Raw genomic sequence first — 17,106 nt, forward strand, 5'->3', positions numbered from 1 at the left:
GTCAGCCGCTGGGCGCGGTGCGGCGCAGCACGCGCAGGGAGCCCGTCACCCCGATCTCCTCGAAGGCGCCGGAGGCCAACGCCCTGAGGTAGACCCGGTACGGCGCCTGGCCGGTCATGATGTCCACCGGGTCCGGGAACACGTCGTGGATGACGAGCAGGCCGCCCGTCACCAACCGCGGGGCCCAGCCCTCGTAGTCCGCGTTCGCGTGTTCGTCGGTGTGCCCGCCGTCGATGAAGACCAGCGCGAGCGGCGTGGTCCACACGGCCGCGACCTGCGGGGAACGGCCCACCAGGGCGATCACGTGGTCCTCAAGACCCGCCCGGTACAGGGTGTGGCGGAACTCCGGGAGCGTGTCCATCCGGTCCAGCTCCGGATCCACCGTGTCCGGGTCGTGGTAGTCCCAACCGGGCTGCTGCTCCTCGCTGCCCCGGTGGTGGTCCACGGTGAGCACGGTGCCCCCCGCCGCCCGGGCCGCGTCCGCCAGCAGGATCGTGGAACGACCGCAGTACGTGCCCACCTCCAGCAGGGGGTGCCCCAGGGCCGCCGCCGTCCGCGCGGCGGCGTACAGCGCCAGCCCCTCGTCGCGGGGCATGAAGCCCTTCGCCGCCTCGAAGGCTTTGAGGACCTTCCGGGCGGGCAGTGCGGTCGTCGCCTGGTGCATCGGGGCTCCGTGGGTCATGGGGCGGCCCGGAGGGCGGGGCCGCCGGTGTCGCCGTCATGCTGGCACACACCCGGCGGGTGGTCCCCGGGCACCGCTCGCTCAGGCCGTCGGCCCCGCGCCGGCCCGGACCAGCCGCCACGCCTCGGCGAACAGTTCGGGAAGCGTGCCCGGAAGCAGCTCGAACTCCCGCACCTCGTTCCCGTCCTCGTTCAGCCGCGCGCCGATCAGGGGCGCCTTCCAGGACTCCATCGGCGGCAGCGGCTTCTTGCCGTGCGCCCACGGTCCGGGCAGGAAGAGCCTGCGTCCCGCGCGCGGTCTGCGGTCCTCCACCACCAGGTCGTGCGCCAGCAGCTCCGCCGCGGCCTTCGCGTGGCGGGTCGGCGTCCAGGCGTTCCACCGCCGCACCTTGCGGTCCGAGGGCACCGGGAGCAGCAGCAACTGGAGGTAGAGGGCGGCGGCGTCCTCGGACAGGTCGAGGGTCGCGGCGACCTCCGCGACCAGCTCGGGGACGCAGGCGCGCGGGTCGGACTCGTAGCGGCCGGGCGGCAGGTCGTCGGCGAGGACGCGGGCCGTGACGCGGTCGCAGGTGCCGTCCGTCAGCCAGTCCCAGCGTCGACTTCCGCGGGGGTCGCGGATCACGCCCGCGTACAGGACCCGGGCCGGTGAGTCGCGACCCGCCAGCACCTTGCGCAGTTGTCGGACGACCTCCGGCGCGGCCGTGCGCACCGGGTCCCCGGCGGGGAGGTCCGCGTACGCCCAGGGCAGGCCGGCGAAGACGGCGTCCGCGAGGGTGTCGGCGTCGTAGCGGCGCATGACGTCCCAGGCGGTGCGCAGATGGCGGTGCTCGGGCGGGCAGGGCCAGAGCCGTAGGGCGAAGGCGGGCGGGAGGGTGGCGTGCGCCGGGTCGAGGAACAGGTGGCACAGATGGGCCGCCGGCATCCGGGTCTCCAGCGCCACCGCGGACCGCCAGGTGTCCCACGGGGGGTGCGGGCGGGTGCCGTGCCGTTCGGTCCAGGCCGCGGCGGTGCGCTCCGCGACGCGGGCGGGGCCGTCCGGCTCCCACAGCTCCGCGGGGTCCGCGGGCAGCACGTCGGCGAGCAGCGCGAGCCGGTCGTCGTCGTTCAGCATCGACAACTCGTTCCGCGCCGATTCGAGTTCGGCCGCGCCGAAGCCGAACACGGAGCGCTCGTGCGCATCGAGGTGGGGCACCGAGTAGCCGCCGGAGCCGGGGTTGCCGGCCAGGACCAGCGCCGCCGCCGGACGGCTCAGACCGGTCGCCGCGGCCAGCTCCCGGGCCGCGTCGTCGTTCCAGGCGACCGGGCCGCGCTCCCGGACGAGCTCCACCAGGCGCGACAACTGCTCCGGGGTGCCCCAACCGCGGTGGCAGTCCACGACGTGCAGCGGCTCCTCGGGGCGCGGGACGACCTCGCCGCCGGGGAGCACCGCTTCGAAGTAGCGGGTGTGGCGGGCGGCCGGCAGGTGCAGGCCGAAGGCGACGCCCTGCCGGTCGCGCACGGTGAAGGAGGTCGTTCCGGCGAGCCGGCCCAGCCGGAAGCGGTAGGCCGGATCCGCGAACGGCGTCCCCGCCCACATCTCCAGGAAGTCGATCAGCACCTCGCGGCGCCCCGGTCTGGTCGCTGCGGAGGCCGCGCGCAGCGCGAGCGCGCCGGGGCGCCCCACGAGTTCCGTCCAACTGCCGGCCGCGGGCGGCCGGACCTCCCCTTCGCCCGGGCCCGGCGCCCAACTGCCCGCCACGTAACGGCCGGTCCGGGCGATGTCCGCGAAGGAGTCGCCGTTCCAGCAGCCCCCGGCTCCGACGAAACCCTGGAGGGCGTCGATCTCTTTCATGCCTCCGAGCATGACCGACCCCACTGACAACGGCGGGCGACCGGCCTCCCTGGGCTTCGCCCCCGTGACCACCGAGCCGGACTTCCTCCACGCCACCCGTACCTCCTACGACACCCTCGCCGTCGACTACGAGGCCCGTGCCCGCGGCGAACTCGACGCCAAACCGATGGAACGCGCGCTCCTCGGGCTCTTCGCCGAACAGGTGTCGGCGGCCCCGCGCCGCTGCCCGTGCTGGACGTGGGCTGCGGCACGGGCCGGGTGACCGCCCACCTCACGGACCTCGGGGTGCCCGTCACCGGGGTCGACCTGTCCCCGGGCATGGTGGCCGTGGCCCGGGCGACCCACCCCGGGTGCACCTTCACGGTCGGGTCGATGCTGGACCTCGACGTCCCCGACCGCAGTCTCGGCGCCGCCGGGCCTGTCCGTGTGGTCGACCACGCTGCGGCAACGCGATGTGGACGGCCCCTTCCCCGAACGCGCCCCACAGGCCTTCGTGTTCGCCCACGCTCCCGCGGAGCCCCACGGCACGGGGTGAACCGGGAGCGGGCGGGCGGACGTCACCCCCCGGGGGCCGTCACACCACGGGCAGCCGTCGGGCCACGGCCGTACCCAACTCACCGGCCCGCTCGCACGCCGCGGCGGCCTTCCAGGGGCCCCGCACGGTCACCGTCACCAACTCGATCGTGCGCTCGCCCCGGTTCCCCGGGTACGCGCGGTGCTGGACGCGGACCACGCACGACCCCTCGCCCGCCTCCTCGGGCGAGACCGTGCCGGGTCGCCCGCCGAACCGGGCGGGGGAGCCGTCGTCGGTGAGCGAGTTGTCCCGGTCGAAGCCGAGGTCCACCACCACGTCGTCCGTGTCGCCCGCCCAATCGCATCCCCAGCGTGCGAAGTCGGGGTGTCCGTCGTGCGGGTCGATCCCGGGGACCACGGCGAGCGCCGCCGCGTCCAGCAGCCGGCAACCGTCCACCCGGGCCAGTGACGCGGCGGCGAACCCGGCGGGCCGCTCCGGCACGGGACCCCGGTTCAGGACCTCCGCCGCGTGGTCGACCGCCGTCCGGGCGAGGGTGCAGAGCGCGGGCGCCCCGGCGGCCTCCCGTTCCACCGCCAGCCAGACCTGGTTGCCGTCCGCGAGCTGGAGGTTGCGTACGCATTCACCGCTCTCCGCCGGGAGTTCGGCCACCGTCACCGCGCCGGTCCTCCGCCGGGGCACGTGCGCATCGAACCCGGCCGGTTCGCCGGCGAAGTCCACCTGGATGTCGGCGAGCAGTTCGGCGCTCCGCCGGCCGTCCTCGTCACGGGCGTACAGCAGCACGTCACAGCGGTCGAACGCCCCGTACACCGGGTGTTCGACGGCGGACCCGTACGCGGTGAACACCCGCGGGTCGAGCAGGGCGCACGGGTCGGCCGCCCGTGCCTCGCCCAGGACGGCCCGCGGGCCGGACGGCCGGTCCGGGGTGCTCCCCGGGCGGTCGAACCACCACAGCGCCCCCGGGCCGAGGCCCATTGCCAGGACCAGCGCGACCAGCGCGCCCAGCACGGCGCGCACGACGGGGCGGGTGAACCGGCGTGCGAGCCAGGCCCGCGCGGGGAGCGCACTCGGGGGCAGGGGCGCACTCGGCTCCTCGGGCTCCTCGGCCTCCTCGAACGGCGCCCCCGGGGCGGACGACCAGCCCTGGGTGTCCCCGGACCCGTTCGTGACGGTGAACCCCGCCGCCTGCGGCCACACCGGCACACCGGCCCCGGCGCGCCCTCCCGGCCCGGGCGCCCCCCGCGCGGGCAACGGCACGGCCACCGGACCGGCCGCCCCGCCGAGCATCGCGGACGCCTCGGCCGCGTCGGGACGGTCACCGGGTTCCGCCGCCAACAGTGCCGTCAGGACCCGGGCCAGGACCCCCGCGGCCCGACGCGGCGGTCGGACGGCGCCCTGCTGGGCCCGGGCCACGTACACCACGGGGTGGTCGGCCTCGCCGTACGGGGAGCGGCCCTCGACCGCCGCGTACAGGGTGGCGCCCAGGCCGAACACGTCGGACGCCGGCCCGGCGGTGGCGCCCCGGGCGACCTCCGGGGCCAGATAGGGAGGCTTGCCCCGGACCGAGAGCGTGCGACTGTGCACGTACTCCCGCCACCGGGCCCGGGAGATCCCGAAGTCGGTGAGCTTGGCCAGCCCCCCTTCGGTGACCAGGACGTTCTCCGGGGTCACATCGCCGTGCACCACGCCCTCGGCGTGCGTCGCGACCAGCGCATCGGCGATCTGCCGGCCCAGCGCCGCCACCTCCGCCCCGTCGAGGGGGCCGCCGGTGCGGACCATCCGGGCGAGGCTGTGTCCCGGGACGTACTCCATGACGATCCAGCAGGCGGGCCCCGCCGTCACGAGGTCGAACACCCCGACGAGGTGGGGGTGGACCTGCCGGCCGGCGTTGCTGGCTTCGGCCTTGAGCCGGCGCCGTGCCTTCGCACCGTCCACCCGGGCGCTCTTGACGGCGACCCGACGGCCGAGCAGTTCGTCGTGGGCGAGCCAGACCTCGCCCATTCCGCCCGTGCCGATCAGCCGGACCAGCCGGTACCGGTCGCTGATCCGCTGTCCGGGTTCAGCCATCGTCGTGTCCCGCCATGTTCCGTTCTCCCCGGGGTGGTGGGCCCGCGCCGCCGGTCGTGGAGCGGCCCCGCGCGACGGAGCGTAGGGGAGCGGTGCGACGGCGGACGGCGGGTTGCGGGGACCGCCACGGCACACGGGAAGCGCGCGGGGGCGCGGGGTCTGGACGCGCGCCGGGCGGGCCTCCTCCGGGTGCGCCGGCGAACGCACGGATGGCGGACAGGTTCTTCAACGGTTCTTCATCACCTCCGTCCTACCGTCTCCCTGCCCGACCACGGGGGGATGCGTGCGGCCGGGCGGCAAGGAGGCGGGGCGGCGGGGTCTGACCAGCTCCTCCGCCCCGCCCGGGAGTCACGGAAGGACACGCAACAGTGAGGCACACGACGAGGAATCCAGCGGGACGACCGGGGGCGGCACGGCGCGGGGCACCGGGCCGGTGGGCGCTGGTGACCCCCCTGCTCCTGCTGGCCCTGACCGCCTGCGGCGGACAGGACGACGGCCCCGGGGTGCCCTCGGTGAACAGCGGTGCGAAGGCCAAGTCCGACGCGAACGTCGAGGACGAGATCACCCGGTACCTGGAGGCGCAGAAGAAGTACGTCCGGTGCATGGAGAAGGAGGGGTTCAAGTCCAGTGACCCGGACTCCAAGGGGCGCTACGAGTTCGAGGGCGACCTCATGGCCCTGAAGGCGGACCCGGAGTTCGCCAAGGCGCAGGACAACTGCAAACACCACTCCCTGTCCGTGCCCGAAGAACTGGAACGACGCAATGCGCCGAAGCTGAGCGCCAAGGAGGTGGAGAAGCGCAAGCGCTACTCCACCTGCATGCAGGAGCAGGGCGCACCCGACTTCCCCGACGTCGACTCCGAGGGCTACTCCTCCGAGGAGATGTGGAACCAGAACAGTTCGGGGGCCAAGCGCGCGGGCCGGATCTGCGAGCCGATCCTCGGCAAACCGACCCTCCCGCCCGGCGGGGCCAGGGGCTGAGCGATGACGGACACGTGGACGGGCCAGGACCCGGAAGGGGCCGCCGGGACCCGGACGGGACGCACCCGCGGGGTGCGCGGTCGGCCGGCCGGCCCGGGGCGCCGCCGGACACTGCTCGTCGTGGCCGCCGTCGTCGTGGTGGCGGTCGTCGCGGGGGCGGGGGCCTTCGGGCTCGACCTCGGCGGCGACGACGAGGCGGCCACCGGTCCCGGGCGGGCCGGCTCGGTGGTGGAGGTCGCGCGCCGCACCCTGGTCGACCAGACCGCGGTGGACGGCAAGTTGGGGTACGGCAAGGAGGTCCCCGTCCCGCTCAAGGCGACGGGGACCGTGACCTGGCTCCCCGAACGCGGTGACCGGGTCAGCCGCGGCGAGACCCTGCTGAAGGTCGACGACCGCCCGGTGGTGCTGCTGTACGGGGCCCTGCCGATGTACCGCGCGCTCGGCCCGGGCGGCACCGACTCCGCGGGGTCGGCCTCCGCGGGGTCGGATGCAGACGGGGCGGATGCGGAGGGTTCCGGCTCCGAAGGCTCCGGGGACGGAAAGGCCGGGTCCGGGTCCGGCGCCGGGGCCGAAGAGGGGACGAAGGGCATGGACGTGCGGCAGTTCGAGTCGAACCTCGCCGCACTCGGCTACACCGACTTCACCGTGGACGACGAGTACACCGCCAAGACCGCGGAGGCCGTCAAACGCTGGCAGCGGCACCTGGGCGTGCCCCGCACGGGCCGGATCACGGTCGGGGACGTCGTGTACGCCTCCGGCCGGATCCGGGTCGGCGACGTGGGCGCCCGGATCGGCGCCGAGGCCACGCCCGAGGCGCTCTCCTACACCGGGGGCGCCCGCCGGGTGACCGTCGACGCCTCGGCCGAGGACGGCGCCTGGGCCACCCGCGGCACCGAGGTCACCGTCGAACTGCCCGGAGCCGACCCGGTGGACGGCAAGGTGTCCTCGGTGGGCAGACGGATGACCGCGGCCGAGGGCGACGGTGGCGGCGAGGGCGGCGGGGCGGGTCAGGGGCCCGCGACCTTCCCCGTGACGATCACCCTCGACGACCCGGGCGCGCTCGGCCGGATGGAGAGCGCACCCGTCACCGTCCGCTACGTGCGCGAGCGTCGCGCGGGGGTGCTGTCCGTGCCCGTGTCCGCGCTCGTCGCCCTCGCGGAGGGCGGCCACGGACTGGAACTCGCGGAACCCGAGGGCCGTTTCGTGGCGGTCCGGACGGGGCTCTTCGCGAACGGCATGGTGGAGGTCCGCGGCGCGGGGCTCCGCGAGGGCCTGAAGGTGAGGATCCCGGAGTGACGGACGTCGTGCGGTTCGAGCAGGTCTCGAAGACGTACCCCGCAGGGGTGCACGCGGTCGAGGAGGTCGACCTGTCCCTCGCCCCCGGCGAACTCGTCGCCGTCGTCGGCCCGTCCGGTTCCGGCAAGTCCAGCCTGCTGAACCTGATGGGCACCCTGGACCGGCCCACCACCGGCCGGGTCCTCGTGGACGGCCACGACACCGCCGCCCTCACCGACCGTGAGGTGTCCGCGCTGCGGGCCCGGCGGATCGGCTTCGTGTTCCAACAGTTCCACCTCGCGGTCGGCGTCCCGATCCTGGACGCCGTCGCCGACGGGCTCCTCTACGCGGGGGCCGCCCCGCGCAGACGACGGGCCGAGGCCGCCGCGGTGCTCGACCGGGTGGGCCTGGCCCACCGGACGCAGCACCTGCCGCACCAACTCTCCGGCGGTGAACGCCAACGGGCCGCCGTCGCCCGGGCGGTGGTCGGCGCCCCGGCGCTGCTGCTCGCCGACGAGCCGACCGGCAACCTCGACTCCGCGTCCGGCGCCGCGGTCCTGGCCCTGCTCCGGGAGCTCCACGGCTCGGGCACCACGGTCGTCGTCATCACCCATGACCGGGAGATCGCCGCCGGACTGCCCCGACGGATCGAGATGCGGGACGGCCGGCTGGTCACCGACACGCGTACCGACTCCGGTGCCGAACCGCGTACCGGCGCCGGAGTCGACCGTCCGGCCGGTGCGACGGTGGCACGGTGACCGGGCGACGGGACGTGCTGCGGCCCGCCCGACTGCGGGGACGGGACCTCGTCCGCCTCGGCGGCACCGGTCTGCGCACCCGTCCGCTCCGGGTGTTCCTGTCCGCGCTGGGCGTCGCCATCGGCGTGGCCGCGATGATCGCGGTCGTCGGGATCTCCGCGTCCGGCCAGGCGGAGGTGGACCGTCGGCTCGACGAGCTCGGCACCAACCTGCTGCGGATCGAACCCGGTCGCGACGCGGAGGGCCGGCAGATCCGGCTGCCCGCCGAGGCCACCACGATGATCCGCCGCATCCCCCCGGTGCTGCGGGCCGACGCGACGGGGCTGACCTCCGCCCGCGTCTACCGCAACGAGAACATCCCGGTGGGCCGCACCGGCGGGATCGACGTGGTCGCCGCCGGCCGGGGTCTGCTGCCGGTGATCGGTGCGGAGGTCGGGCGCGGACGCTGGCACGACCCGGCCACCGAACGGGCCCCGACGGTGGTGCTCGGCGCGGAGGCGGCCCGGCGGCTCGACGTGAGCGCGCCCGGCACCCGGCTCTGGCTGGGCGGCCGGTGGTTCTCGCTGATCGGGGTGTTGCGCCCGGTCCCGCTGGCTCCGCAGATCGACCGTTCGGCGCTGGTCGGCGCCGCGGCCGCGGAACGGTACCTGGAACACGACGGCACCCCCACGACGGTCTACGTGCGGGCCGCGGAGGACCGGGTGAACGAGGTCCGTGCGGTCGTCGCCGCGACCGCGCACCCGGAGCGGTCCTCCGAGGTCACGATCTCCCGGCCCTCCGACGCGCTCGTCGCCCGGGAGGCCACCGAGTCCGCGCTGACCGGACTGCTGCTGGGGCTCGGCGGGGTCGCCCTGCTGGTGGGCGGCGTCGGGGTGGGGAACACCATGGTCATCTCGGTGTTGGAGCGCCGCTCCGAGATCGGACTGCGGCGGGCACTGGGGGCGACCCGTGGACAGATCCGCCTCCAGTTCGTGATGGAGTCCCTGCTGCTCTCGGTGCTCGGCGGGGTCGCCGGAACGGTGTTGGGGGTGCTGATCACCGCCGGGTACGCGGTGTCGCGGGAGTGGCCCGCGGTGGTGCCGGCCTGGGCTTCGGCGGCGGGCACCGGATCGACGCTGCTCATCGGGGCCCTGGCCGGGTTGTATCCGGCGGTGCGGGCCAGCCGGCTGGCGCCCACGGAGGCCCTGGCGGGCACCTGATCGCCCCCCCGGCCGTCCCTGTTCCGTCAGCTGCCGTCCCCGCCGGTCGGTGCGGTCGGTGCGGTCGGTGCGGTGGGTGTGCTCGGTTTGTGGGGTGTGTGGGACGCGTGGGGTGGACGGGGCGCCGGGGGAGCGGGGAGCGTCACCGTGAAGGCGGTGCCGCGGCCGACCTCGCTGGTGACGGTGATGGTCCCGCCGTGGTCCGCGACGATCTGCCGGGCGATGGGCAGCCCCAGCCCGCTGCCCCCGGTGGTCCGCCCCCGGGCCCCGTCCGCCCGCCAGAAACGGTCGAACAGGTGGGGCAGTTGCTCCGGGGGAATCCCGCTCCCGGTGTCCCGCACCACCAGGCCGACCCCGTCCGCCGCGTCGACCCCGTCCGCGGGCCGGGCCACCCGGAGCGTCACCCGGCCACCGCGCCCGGTGTGCCGTACCGCATTGCCGACCAGGTTGGACAGCGCCTGCCGCAACCGCGCCGGATCGCCGTGCACCGGGGCCGGCACCGGGTGCGCAGCGACCTCCACCGCGACGCCCGCCTCGCCGGCGAGGGCACGGTGGGCCGTGGCGCAGGCCGTCAACAGGTCCCGGGCGTCCAGGTCCGAGCGGTGGTAGGTCAGCGCTCCCGCCTCGGCGAGTGCGAGGTCCTGGAGGTCGTCCACGACGCGCTGCTGCAACAGCGCCTCCTCGTGCAGGGAGGCGAGGAGCTCCGGGGTGACCTCCACGAACCCGTCCTGGATCGCCTCCAGGTACCCCCGGAGGTTGCCCAGCGGCGTGCGCAGCTCATGGGCGATGTCCCCGATGAGCTGCTGCTGCCGCCGCTCGCTGGCCGCCAGCGAATCCGCCATCCGGTTGAAGGAGCGGCCCAGTTCGCCGATCTCGTCGCTGCCGGAGGCGGGGACCCGCTGCGCGAGTTCCCCCTCCCCGAGGCTGCGCGCCGCCGCGGTCAGGGCCTTCACCGGCCGCAGTACCGCCCGACTCAACAGGAGTGCCCCGAGCACGGCGGCCCCGGCGACCCCCAGCGCGGCGAGCACGGCCGGTTTCCGCTCGACCATCAGCCCCGCGTCGTCGAGGGCACCCAGAAAGACCCGCAGCGGTTGGGGACCGACCGTGCCAGTGCGGGTCACGAACACCCGGTCCACACAGGCCGAGGCCTCGTCCAAGGGGACCTCCACACACATCTGGAGGGCGTCGATCACCGCCTTCCACTCCCCCTCCGACGGCTCCCGCAAGGTGCAGGAGCCGCTCTGCTCGCTGCCGCCGGGGCCCCGGTACACCGGGATGCCGAGGTCGTCACGGGTGACCTCCGGCTCGATGCCGGAGCGGGCCAGGCATTCGGCGAACGCGATGGACCTCGGGTACGCGGCGATGGGGCCGATGCTCTGCTTCACCAGGGCTCTCGGAACGGGAACGGGCCCCGGTCGGTCGGTGAGCCGCGGTCGGGGGTCGATCAGGATCGGCGGTGCGGCTCCGGCGGGGCGGGGCACGCGACCGGCCAGCGCGTCCGAGTCCAGGGCGTGGCCGCCCGTCTCGTCCTGGATCCTGATGCGCTGACCCGTCTCCGCGGCCAGCGACCGCAGGACGTTCGACACGCCGTCCCAGGTGCCGTGGCGCACTGCGTGATCGCGCAGCCGTTGGTCGATGACCCGGATGTCGGCACGGTCGGCTTCGGCGGACTCCTGTACCTGGCGCGAGACTTGACGGAGTGTCAGCCATGCGGTCGCTGCGGTGGCGGCCACGGCGATCAGCATCAGGAGCGCCATCAGACGAACCCGGAAGCTCATGGGCGCGCCGTACCGCCGTCCGTGATCCGGTAGCCCCGCCCGTAGACCGTCTCCAGGTGTTGCGGGTGTGCCGGGTCCTGCTCCAACTTGCGGCGCAGGTTCATCACATGGGCGTCCACCGTGCGTTCGAGGACGTCGTGGTCGAAGCCGAAGGCCCGCTCGATGATCTGGGCCCGGGTGAAGACCCGGCCGGGCTCCCGGGCCAGTGTTTCGAGGATGCCGAACTCCTTGGACGTCAGCGTCACCGTCCGCCCCGACAGCCGCACCTCGAAGCGGACGGTGTCGACCTCCATGCCGCCGACCCGCAGCACCGCGGGTTCCCCGTCCGTCGCCTTCCCGGCGCGCCGTAACAACGCGCGCACCCGGGCGGCGAGTTCGCGGGGGCTGCACGGCTTGGTGAGGTAGTCGTCGGCGCCGAGGTCGAGCCCCAGCAGGATGTCCTCCTCCGTGGTGCGGGCGGTGACCAGCAGGATCGGCACGTCCGACTCGGTGCGCAGGATGCGGCAGATGTCGAGTCCGTCGATCCCCGGCAGCATCACGTCCAGCACCACGAGGTCGGGTCGGGCGGTGCGCGCCCGATCGAGGGCGGCCCGGCCGTCGCCCACCACGTGCACGGCGTGACCGTCCTGCTCCAGGTAGATGCGGATCAACCCGGCGTGCTTCGCGTCGTCCTCGGCGACCAGGATGCGTGCGCCCAAGGTTGTCTCCCGCTCCCGTGGTGGTTGCGGCCACGGTAGTACAGGCGTACGGGCCGGTCCGCCGCTCGTGGACGGACCGGCCCGCGGGGCCCACCGGTAGGGGCCCGCACCCCGGCGGGGCCGTCCCCGCGGCAACCCGCCGGGGGGACGGCGGAGTTCAGTGCCCGGAGCCGTAGTAGCCGCCGAGTTGGTCACGGTAGGCGGGATCGCCGAGGTGCCGGTCCTCGTCGAACTCCGGGGACGCCTTGATCTCGTCCTTCGTCCAGGAGACGTGCACCGTTCGCCGGTCGTTGTCGACGCGCGAGACGGTCGCCGCCGGGAGCATCACCTTCCGGCCGAAGATCCACACTCCGGTGTCCACGACGAGGTACTGCGAGCCGACCTCGTTGGAGAACCCGTCCACCTTGCCGATGGGCCCGTCGGACGCCTCCACCCGGTATCCGGAGAGGTCGTCGTCCCGGGTGTGTCCGGCGGTGGGCAGGTAGTTCCACGGACCGCTGTGCATGAGGGCTCCTTGCGTGAGAAGAACGGGGCGGGTCGGTGCCGGACCGCTACCAGCGGTACCAGCGGCCCCGGCCGCCGCCGGGTCCGGCCGGGCGGACCAAAAAACCGATGAGCCACAGCACCAGGACGACCGCGGCGACCCACCACAGGACCTCCAGCGCGAATCCGGCGCCGAAGAGCAGAACGACGAGAAGAAGAGCCAGTAGGAGCGGAACCATGTCGTATCAACCTCCGAAGCCTCGGGTGCCCCCCGAACGAGGGACCACACGGACGAGCACCGGTTTCTTTCCGGTCCGCCGGCCGCCGGACCGCGGAAGGGGAACCGGTCCGCGCACGGCGCGGGGCCTCGGGGCGCCGGTCACCGCACCTGTCGCGGGCACCGCACTGGAACGCGTTCTAGGATGAGGAGGTCGTAGGAAGCCGTGCGGAACCCCCGGGTTCCGGACCGGCCGGACGCCGTCCCGTGAAGGGGAGCCACAGCATGCGCGCAGCCGTACTGCACGAGACCGGGCACGCCGAGTTGGAAGTCCACGACGACGTCGAGGCGGTCGGTTTCGGTCCCGGCAAGGTGCGCGTCCGGGTCCGGGCGGCCGGGCTGTGCCACTCCGACCTGTCCGCCATGAACGGCACCCTGCGGCAGCCCGCCCCGTTCGTCCCCGGCCACGAGGGCGCCGGCGAGGTCCTCGACGTGGGGGACGGGGTGAGCGGCGTCCGGCCCGGCGACCGGGTGCTGATCAGTTGGCTGCCGGCCTGCGGCGGGTGCGCCCCGTGCGGACGCGGTCAGACCCAGCTGTGCCTGACCGGGTTCAGGAACGCCCGCACCCCCAACTTCCGCCGCCCGGGCGGACCCGTCTTCGGGTTCACCGGCACCGGGACCTTCGCCGAAGAGGTCGTCGTCGACGCGGCGAGCGCGGTCCCGATCCCCGACGACGTGCCCTTCGACCTCGCCGCCCTGATCGGCTGCGGGGTCACCACCGGACTCGGCGCGGTGCTCAACACCGCCCGGGTCCAGGCCGGTTCGTCGGTCGCGGTGATCGGCTGCGGCGGGGTGGGACTCTCCGTGGTCCAGGGCGCCCGACTCAGCGGTGCCGCCCGGATCGTCGCGGTCGACCCGGTCGCCTTCCGCCGCGAGTCGGCACTGCGGTTCGGCGCCACCGAGGCCGTGGACCCCGACGAACTCGTCGACGCCACCCAGCGGATCACCGGGGGCGAGGGCTTCGACTACGTCTTCGAGGTCGTCGGCCGCTCGGACACCGCGCGCACCGCCTACGACACCACCCGGCGCGGCGGGACCCTCTGCGTCGTCGGCGCGGGCGCCCCGGACGACTTCCTGCGCCTGAGCATGTTCGAGCTGTTCTTCCACGAGAAGCGCATCCTGCCCTCCATGTACGGGGGCGGGGACGCCGTGCGTTCGTACCGGCGGACCGTCGAACTGTGGCGGGCGGGCCTGGTCGACCTGGACGGACTGATCACCCACCGGGTGCCGCTGGCGCACATCAACGAGGCACTGGAGCAGATGCGCACGGGCAGCGCACTGCGCACCTCCATCGAGTTCTGAACGCCCGGATTCCCCGGGCCCGCGGTGCGTTAATGAGTTGACCGGGCGGTGCGGGCTGGGCAGGCTCCGGCGAGGACCTGGACGAACGCCTCATCGCCGGTGGAGCGCCCTACCCGATCGGCGGGCCGGGGCAAGCGGGCCGGCAGATCGGAATGACCGAGGGATGACTTCCCACCTCCACGCGCTCCGCTTCGACGCGAACGACCCCCACCGGCTGGCACGCTTCTGGGCCGGACTCCTGGAGTGGGAGCTGACCGACGACGCCCACGGCGACCCCGTGCTCCTGCCGAACGACGACACCGGGTTCCGGATCGGGTTCCGTGCGACCCGGGAGCGCAAGAGCGGCCCGAACCAACTGCACTTCGACCTGACCAGCCGGTCCCTCGACGACCAGCAGCGGACCGTGGCGCGGGCGCTCCAACTCGGCGGCCGCCACCTCGACATCGGCCAGGGGGAGGTCAGCCACGTGGTGCTGGCCGACCCCGAGGGCAACGAGTTGTGCGTCATCGAGCCGGGCAACAACTTCCTCGCCGACTGCGGGTTCGTCGGGGCCCTCGCCTGCGACGGTTCGCAGGAGGTCGGTTACTTCTGGAGCCGCGCCCTGGGCTGGCCGTTGGTCTGGGACCAGGACCAGGAGACCGCGATCCGGTCGCCGCACGGTGGCCCCAAGGTCACCTGGGGCGGTCCGCCGCTGCTGCCGAAGACCGGCAAGAGCCGACTGCACTTCGACCTCGCTCCGCCCGCCGACGGCGACCAGCGGGCGGAGGTCGAGCGCCTGGTCTCCCTCGGGGCCGAGCGGATCGACATCGGCCAGGGCGAGGTCGGTCACGTGGTGCTGGCCGACCCCGACGGCCGGGAGTTCTGCGTACTGCCGCCCGAGCCGCCGCTGCCCCGACCGGCCCGCCGCTGAACGGCGCGCCGCGCCGGCCCCGGAGCCCCCCGCACAGGCCAACGGCCCCGCGGGGCGGGGCCGTTGTGGTGGATCGGGCGGGCGGGGGGCGCCGCTACGGGACTCCCCCCGCCCGGAGGCGCTACGGCGTCCTCCCGCTACCCCTCCTGGGAGGAGTCGGTCCTGCGGTGCCGGCCGTGCGGCTCTTCCTCCTGGTCGTGGGGGGCCACGGCCCCCCGGTGCCGGCCGTGGCCGTCGTTCTCCACGGCCTCGCGCGGGTCGGCGGTCGGGTCCGTCTGGGTCTCGGTCATCGGAAAGGTTCACCCCGTCGAAGGATCTTCACAACAGCCGGGTGATTCTAGCCGGCGGCCCGTCAGCTCCCGAAGGGCACCCGCCCGGTGAGGGGCGCCAGTTGCAGGGGAACGGGCCGGGCGGCGCCGGGCCCGCCCGGGAACGGTGTCGCCGTGCCCTCGCCGCGACTCCTGCCGGGCGCCGGGCCCGGGGGGTTCCCCGACGCTCCGACTCCGCCGCCCGGGCGCCGGCCCGCTCCGGTGCCGGGTGGCGCTCCGGCCGGCCCCGTTCCCCAGACCGCCCCGGCGCCCGGCCAGACCCCGGACCCGGGGGCGCACCGCACCCTCGTCCCCCCGTCCCCGGTCGGCACCGTGACACCGGGACCGTCCTCGCCCCCCGTGCTCCCCACCACCCCTGAGCCCCCCGGTCCGCCCGAGCCCCCCGGTCCGCCCGAGACCACCGGTCTCACCGAGTCCGCCGGTCTCACCGAGTCCGCCGGTCCGTCTGAGTCCGCCGGTCCACCCGACTGTGGCGGTCCGCCCGAGTCCGGCGGGGAGCCCGGGCGTCGCGCGCCGGTCGGACGGCCCGTACCGTCACCGTCGTTCCCGACCGGCGACCCAAAGGCCCCGAGGGCTCCGGGGGACCCAAGCGCCCCGGGGGACCCAAGCGCCCCGGAGCGCTCCGGGGGCGCAGCAGCGTTCGCCGCGTCCGGGGCCGTCGCGCGACGGCCCGCGCCCCGCCCGCCGCCCACGGGACTCGCCGCGAAGACCGCACCCGCGGCATCCGCCGCGAAGACCGCACCGGCGGATCCCGCGGCCAGCGCGGCCGGCGTGAGCCGGGCGACCCCGCACGGCACCGCCCCGGTGGCGTACGGCAACCGCAGCTCCCCGTCCCGGGTCCACCGTCCCGCCCCGGGGAGCCACCCCCGGGGCGGACGCAGTCGGCGGACCCCGCGCAACGCCGGCCGCCAGACGCCGAGCCAGGTGCCACCCGCCCCGTCGACCCGCAGGGCGACCCCGCAGTCCTCCGGTGCGAGGGCCTGGCCCGGCTGCACCGCGAACGGCGTCACCGTGTGTCCGGGCAGCCGCAGGCACTCCGGGAAGCGGACCGGGAGGGTGCTGCCCAGCACGCCCCAGCCCAACCGCTCGCACCCGGGCGACGGGGCGTCCGAACGGATCAGCAACAGCCCGCTGTCCGGGTCCGCGAGCAGCAGCCGATCGGTGCTGTCCTGCGCGATCTGGAGCAGCGGCGACACCGCACCGCCCCGTTCCAGGTCGACGGCGACCGCCTTGGTCCGGCCGCCGGACTCCCGGTCCAATGCCAGCAGGCGCCCCGTCCGGTCGAGCCAGGCCCCGCCCGTGCAGCGACCCGGGACCTCCGCGACCAGTTCGGGCCCGTTGCCGCCGCCCGCCACCAGCCACACCCGGCTGGCCCGCCCGTCCGCGTCGAGCGCATAGGCACGGCTGCCGCCGGGCGCCGGCGGCAGCAGGCTCCAGCGCGCGCCGGCCGACCCCCGCTCCAGCGCACCGAGCCGTACCTCTCCCGTCGTGGGGCCCGTCGGGTACACCAGCGCGAACTCGTGCCGGTCCGCGACCGACCGCCGCACCAGCACCCGGCCGTCCGCCATCGGCTGCACCTCGGTGTCCGCCTCCTCGGGCTGGCGACCCGGCAGCGGTACCGCGTACGGCTCGGGGCCGTCCAGCGTCCAGCGCTCGGGGAACCAGTGGTCGGCCGACCCGGCCGCCAGGGCCAGTCGAGCCGCGTAGCCGCCGTCCGCGGCGATCACGAGGGCATCCGGCCTCGCTCGGGCTCCCGGCGGTGCGGGGGCTGTTGATGGGTCGTTCTCGGCGGTGGTCTCGCCGGCACGGACCGTCATGATGCGGTCACCTCCGGCGACGAAGCTAGGTTTCGCACGCACGGCCGTGGCACGCGTCGCCCGAAGACCACCACAACGGGTGGTCATCGGGCGTTCCCTGCGGGACGCGGTGCCGTTCGTGCTGGGTGTCCGTCCCGTGGGACGGCCGCGTGCCCGCATCGGCAAGCGCTTAAGGTAAGGCGAACCTAA

16 protein-coding genes and 1 pseudogene are annotated in these 17,106 nt (G+C 74.9%); 8 read left to right on the forward strand and 9 right to left on the reverse strand.

The features are described from left to right. Nucleotide 1: 1 nt before the first annotated feature. Nucleotides 2-664, reverse strand: a complete 663-nt coding sequence (locus ACFYOU_RS08695) for a class I SAM-dependent methyltransferase (RefSeq protein ID WP_391304251.1) — start codon at nucleotides 662-664, stop codon at nucleotides 2-4. Nucleotides 665-763: 99 nt separating this feature from the next. Further along, nucleotides 764-2,512 (reverse strand): hypothetical protein, encoded by a 1,749-nt coding sequence (locus ACFYOU_RS08700; RefSeq protein WP_391304253.1) that lies wholly within the window; start codon nucleotides 2,510-2,512, stop codon nucleotides 764-766. Between the two features lie 10 nt (nucleotides 2,513-2,522). On the opposite strand from ACFYOU_RS08700, the gene ACFYOU_RS08705 reads away from it, so the two are divergent. Together ACFYOU_RS08705 and ACFYOU_RS08710 are read left to right on the forward strand one after the other, a co-directional pair. Next, nucleotides 2,523-2,774, forward strand: coding sequence for a hypothetical protein (locus ACFYOU_RS08705; protein WP_391304254.1), 252 nt, complete (start codon nucleotides 2,523-2,525; stop codon nucleotides 2,772-2,774). After that, nucleotides 2,750-2,866, forward strand: a pseudogene (locus ACFYOU_RS08710) (methyltransferase domain-containing protein); the annotation flags it as partial. The gene ACFYOU_RS08705 and the pseudogene ACFYOU_RS08710, both read left to right, overlap by 25 nt. Before the next feature lie 220 nt (nucleotides 2,867-3,086). Here ACFYOU_RS08710 and ACFYOU_RS08715 read toward each other — a convergent pair. Next, nucleotides 3,087-5,111 carry a protein kinase gene (locus ACFYOU_RS08715; RefSeq protein ID WP_391304255.1) on the reverse strand — a complete coding sequence of 675 codons (2,025 nt, stop codon included), beginning with the start codon at nucleotides 5,109-5,111 and terminating at the stop codon, nucleotides 3,087-3,089. A 443-nt stretch (nucleotides 5,112-5,554) separates the two neighbouring features. Here ACFYOU_RS08715 and ACFYOU_RS08720 point away from each other — a divergent pair, with 443 nt between their 5' ends. The 4 genes from ACFYOU_RS08720 to ACFYOU_RS08735 are packed head-to-tail and all read left to right on the forward strand — an operon-like array spanning nucleotide 5,555 to nucleotide 9,323. Then, nucleotides 5,555-6,091, forward strand: a complete 537-nt coding sequence (locus ACFYOU_RS08720; protein WP_389770834.1) for a hypothetical protein — start codon at nucleotides 5,555-5,557, stop codon at nucleotides 6,089-6,091. A gap of 3 nt (nucleotides 6,092-6,094) precedes the next feature. Next, nucleotides 6,095-7,387, forward strand: coding sequence for a peptidoglycan-binding protein (locus ACFYOU_RS08725; RefSeq protein ID WP_391304257.1), 1,293 nt, complete (start codon nucleotides 6,095-6,097; stop codon nucleotides 7,385-7,387). Further along, a complete protein-coding gene (locus ACFYOU_RS08730) occupies nucleotides 7,384-8,124 on the forward strand; it encodes an ATP-binding cassette domain-containing protein (protein WP_391304259.1) in 741 nt (246 codons plus the stop codon). The genes ACFYOU_RS08725 and ACFYOU_RS08730 overlap by 4 nt, the downstream gene beginning before the upstream one ends. Then, nucleotides 8,121-9,323, forward strand: coding sequence for an ABC transporter permease (locus ACFYOU_RS08735; RefSeq protein ID WP_391304260.1), 1,203 nt, complete (start codon nucleotides 8,121-8,123; stop codon nucleotides 9,321-9,323). Before ACFYOU_RS08730 ends, ACFYOU_RS08735 begins: the two co-directional genes overlap by 4 nt. A 26-nt stretch (nucleotides 9,324-9,349) precedes the next feature. Here ACFYOU_RS08735 and ACFYOU_RS08740 read toward each other — a convergent pair whose 3' ends face one another. The 4 genes from ACFYOU_RS08740 to ACFYOU_RS08755 form a co-directional block, all read right to left on the reverse strand. Beyond that, entirely contained in the window at nucleotides 9,350-11,101 is a 1,752-nt protein-coding gene (locus ACFYOU_RS08740) for an ATP-binding protein (RefSeq protein WP_391304262.1), read from the reverse strand. Further along, nucleotides 11,098-11,799: a response regulator transcription factor gene (locus tag ACFYOU_RS08745; protein ID WP_389770846.1), complete on the reverse strand. Its 702-nt coding sequence runs from the start codon at nucleotides 11,797-11,799 to the stop codon at nucleotides 11,098-11,100. Before ACFYOU_RS08745 ends, ACFYOU_RS08740 begins: the two co-directional genes overlap by 4 nt. A 157-nt stretch (nucleotides 11,800-11,956) precedes the next feature. Next, nucleotides 11,957-12,304, reverse strand: a complete 348-nt coding sequence (locus ACFYOU_RS08750; protein ID WP_391304263.1) for a PRC-barrel domain containing protein — start codon at nucleotides 12,302-12,304, stop codon at nucleotides 11,957-11,959. A 46-nt stretch (nucleotides 12,305-12,350) separates the two neighbouring features. Then, entirely contained in the window at nucleotides 12,351-12,521 is a 171-nt protein-coding gene (locus ACFYOU_RS08755; RefSeq protein ID WP_385495286.1) for a hydrophobic protein, read from the reverse strand. 263 nt (nucleotides 12,522-12,784) lie between these two features. Between ACFYOU_RS08755 and ACFYOU_RS08760 the strand changes: the two genes are divergently transcribed. Continuing rightward, nucleotides 12,785-13,861, forward strand: coding sequence for an alcohol dehydrogenase catalytic domain-containing protein (locus ACFYOU_RS08760; RefSeq protein ID WP_391304264.1), 1,077 nt, complete (start codon nucleotides 12,785-12,787; stop codon nucleotides 13,859-13,861). Between the two features lie 163 nt (nucleotides 13,862-14,024). Continuing rightward, on the forward strand, nucleotides 14,025-14,771 hold the full coding sequence (locus ACFYOU_RS08765; RefSeq protein WP_391304265.1) for a VOC family protein: 747 nt from the start codon (nucleotides 14,025-14,027) through the stop codon (nucleotides 14,769-14,771). Between the two features lie 137 nt (nucleotides 14,772-14,908). Here the strand turns inward: ACFYOU_RS08765 and ACFYOU_RS08770 are convergent, their stop codons facing one another. Beyond that, entirely contained in the window at nucleotides 14,909-15,061 is a 153-nt protein-coding gene (locus ACFYOU_RS08770) for a hypothetical protein (RefSeq protein WP_389770856.1), read from the reverse strand. A 62-nt stretch (nucleotides 15,062-15,123) separates the two neighbouring features. After that, nucleotides 15,124-16,917: a hypothetical protein gene (locus tag ACFYOU_RS08775; RefSeq protein WP_391304267.1), complete on the reverse strand. Its 1,794-nt coding sequence runs from the start codon at nucleotides 16,915-16,917 to the stop codon at nucleotides 15,124-15,126. Nucleotides 16,918-17,106 lie beyond the last annotated feature (189 nt).

The organism is Streptomyces sp. NPDC005955 (assembly GCF_042871255.1).
Taxonomy (GTDB): Bacteria; Actinomycetota; Actinomycetes; order Streptomycetales; family Streptomycetaceae; genus Streptomyces.

Bases quoted from the DNA above. Each gene is read 5' to 3' on its own strand.
- ACFYOU_RS08695 (WP_391304251.1), bottom strand. From the start codon at position 664: ATGCACCAGGCGACGACCGCACTGCCCGCCCGGAAGGTCCTCAAAGCC.
- ACFYOU_RS08700 (WP_391304253.1), bottom strand. From the start codon at position 2,512: ATGAAAGAGATCGACGCCCTCCAGGGTTTCGTCGGAGCCGGGGGCTGC.
- ACFYOU_RS08705 (WP_391304254.1), top strand. From the start codon at position 2,523: ATGACCGACCCCACTGACAACGGCGGGCGACCGGCCTCCCTGGGCTTC.
- ACFYOU_RS08715 (WP_391304255.1), bottom strand. From the start codon at position 5,111: ATGGCTGAACCCGGACAGCGGATCAGCGACCGGTACCGGCTGGTCCGG.
- ACFYOU_RS08725 (WP_391304257.1), top strand. From the start codon at position 6,095: ATGACGGACACGTGGACGGGCCAGGACCCGGAAGGGGCCGCCGGGACC.
- ACFYOU_RS08740 (WP_391304262.1), bottom strand. From the start codon at position 11,101: ATGAGCTTCCGGGTTCGTCTGATGGCGCTCCTGATGCTGATCGCCGTG.
- ACFYOU_RS08750 (WP_391304263.1), bottom strand. From the start codon at position 12,304: ATGCACAGCGGTCCGTGGAACTACCTGCCCACCGCCGGACACACCCGG.
- ACFYOU_RS08755 (WP_385495286.1), bottom strand. From the start codon at position 12,521: ATGGTTCCGCTCCTACTGGCTCTTCTTCTCGTCGTTCTGCTCTTCGGC.
- ACFYOU_RS08760 (WP_391304264.1), top strand. From the start codon at position 12,785: ATGCGCGCAGCCGTACTGCACGAGACCGGGCACGCCGAGTTGGAAGTC.
- ACFYOU_RS08765 (WP_391304265.1), top strand. From the start codon at position 14,025: ATGACTTCCCACCTCCACGCGCTCCGCTTCGACGCGAACGACCCCCAC.
- ACFYOU_RS08770 (WP_389770856.1), bottom strand. From the start codon at position 15,061: ATGACCGAGACCCAGACGGACCCGACCGCCGACCCGCGCGAGGCCGTG.
- ACFYOU_RS08775 (WP_391304267.1), bottom strand. From the start codon at position 16,917: ATGACGGTCCGTGCCGGCGAGACCACCGCCGAGAACGACCCATCAACA.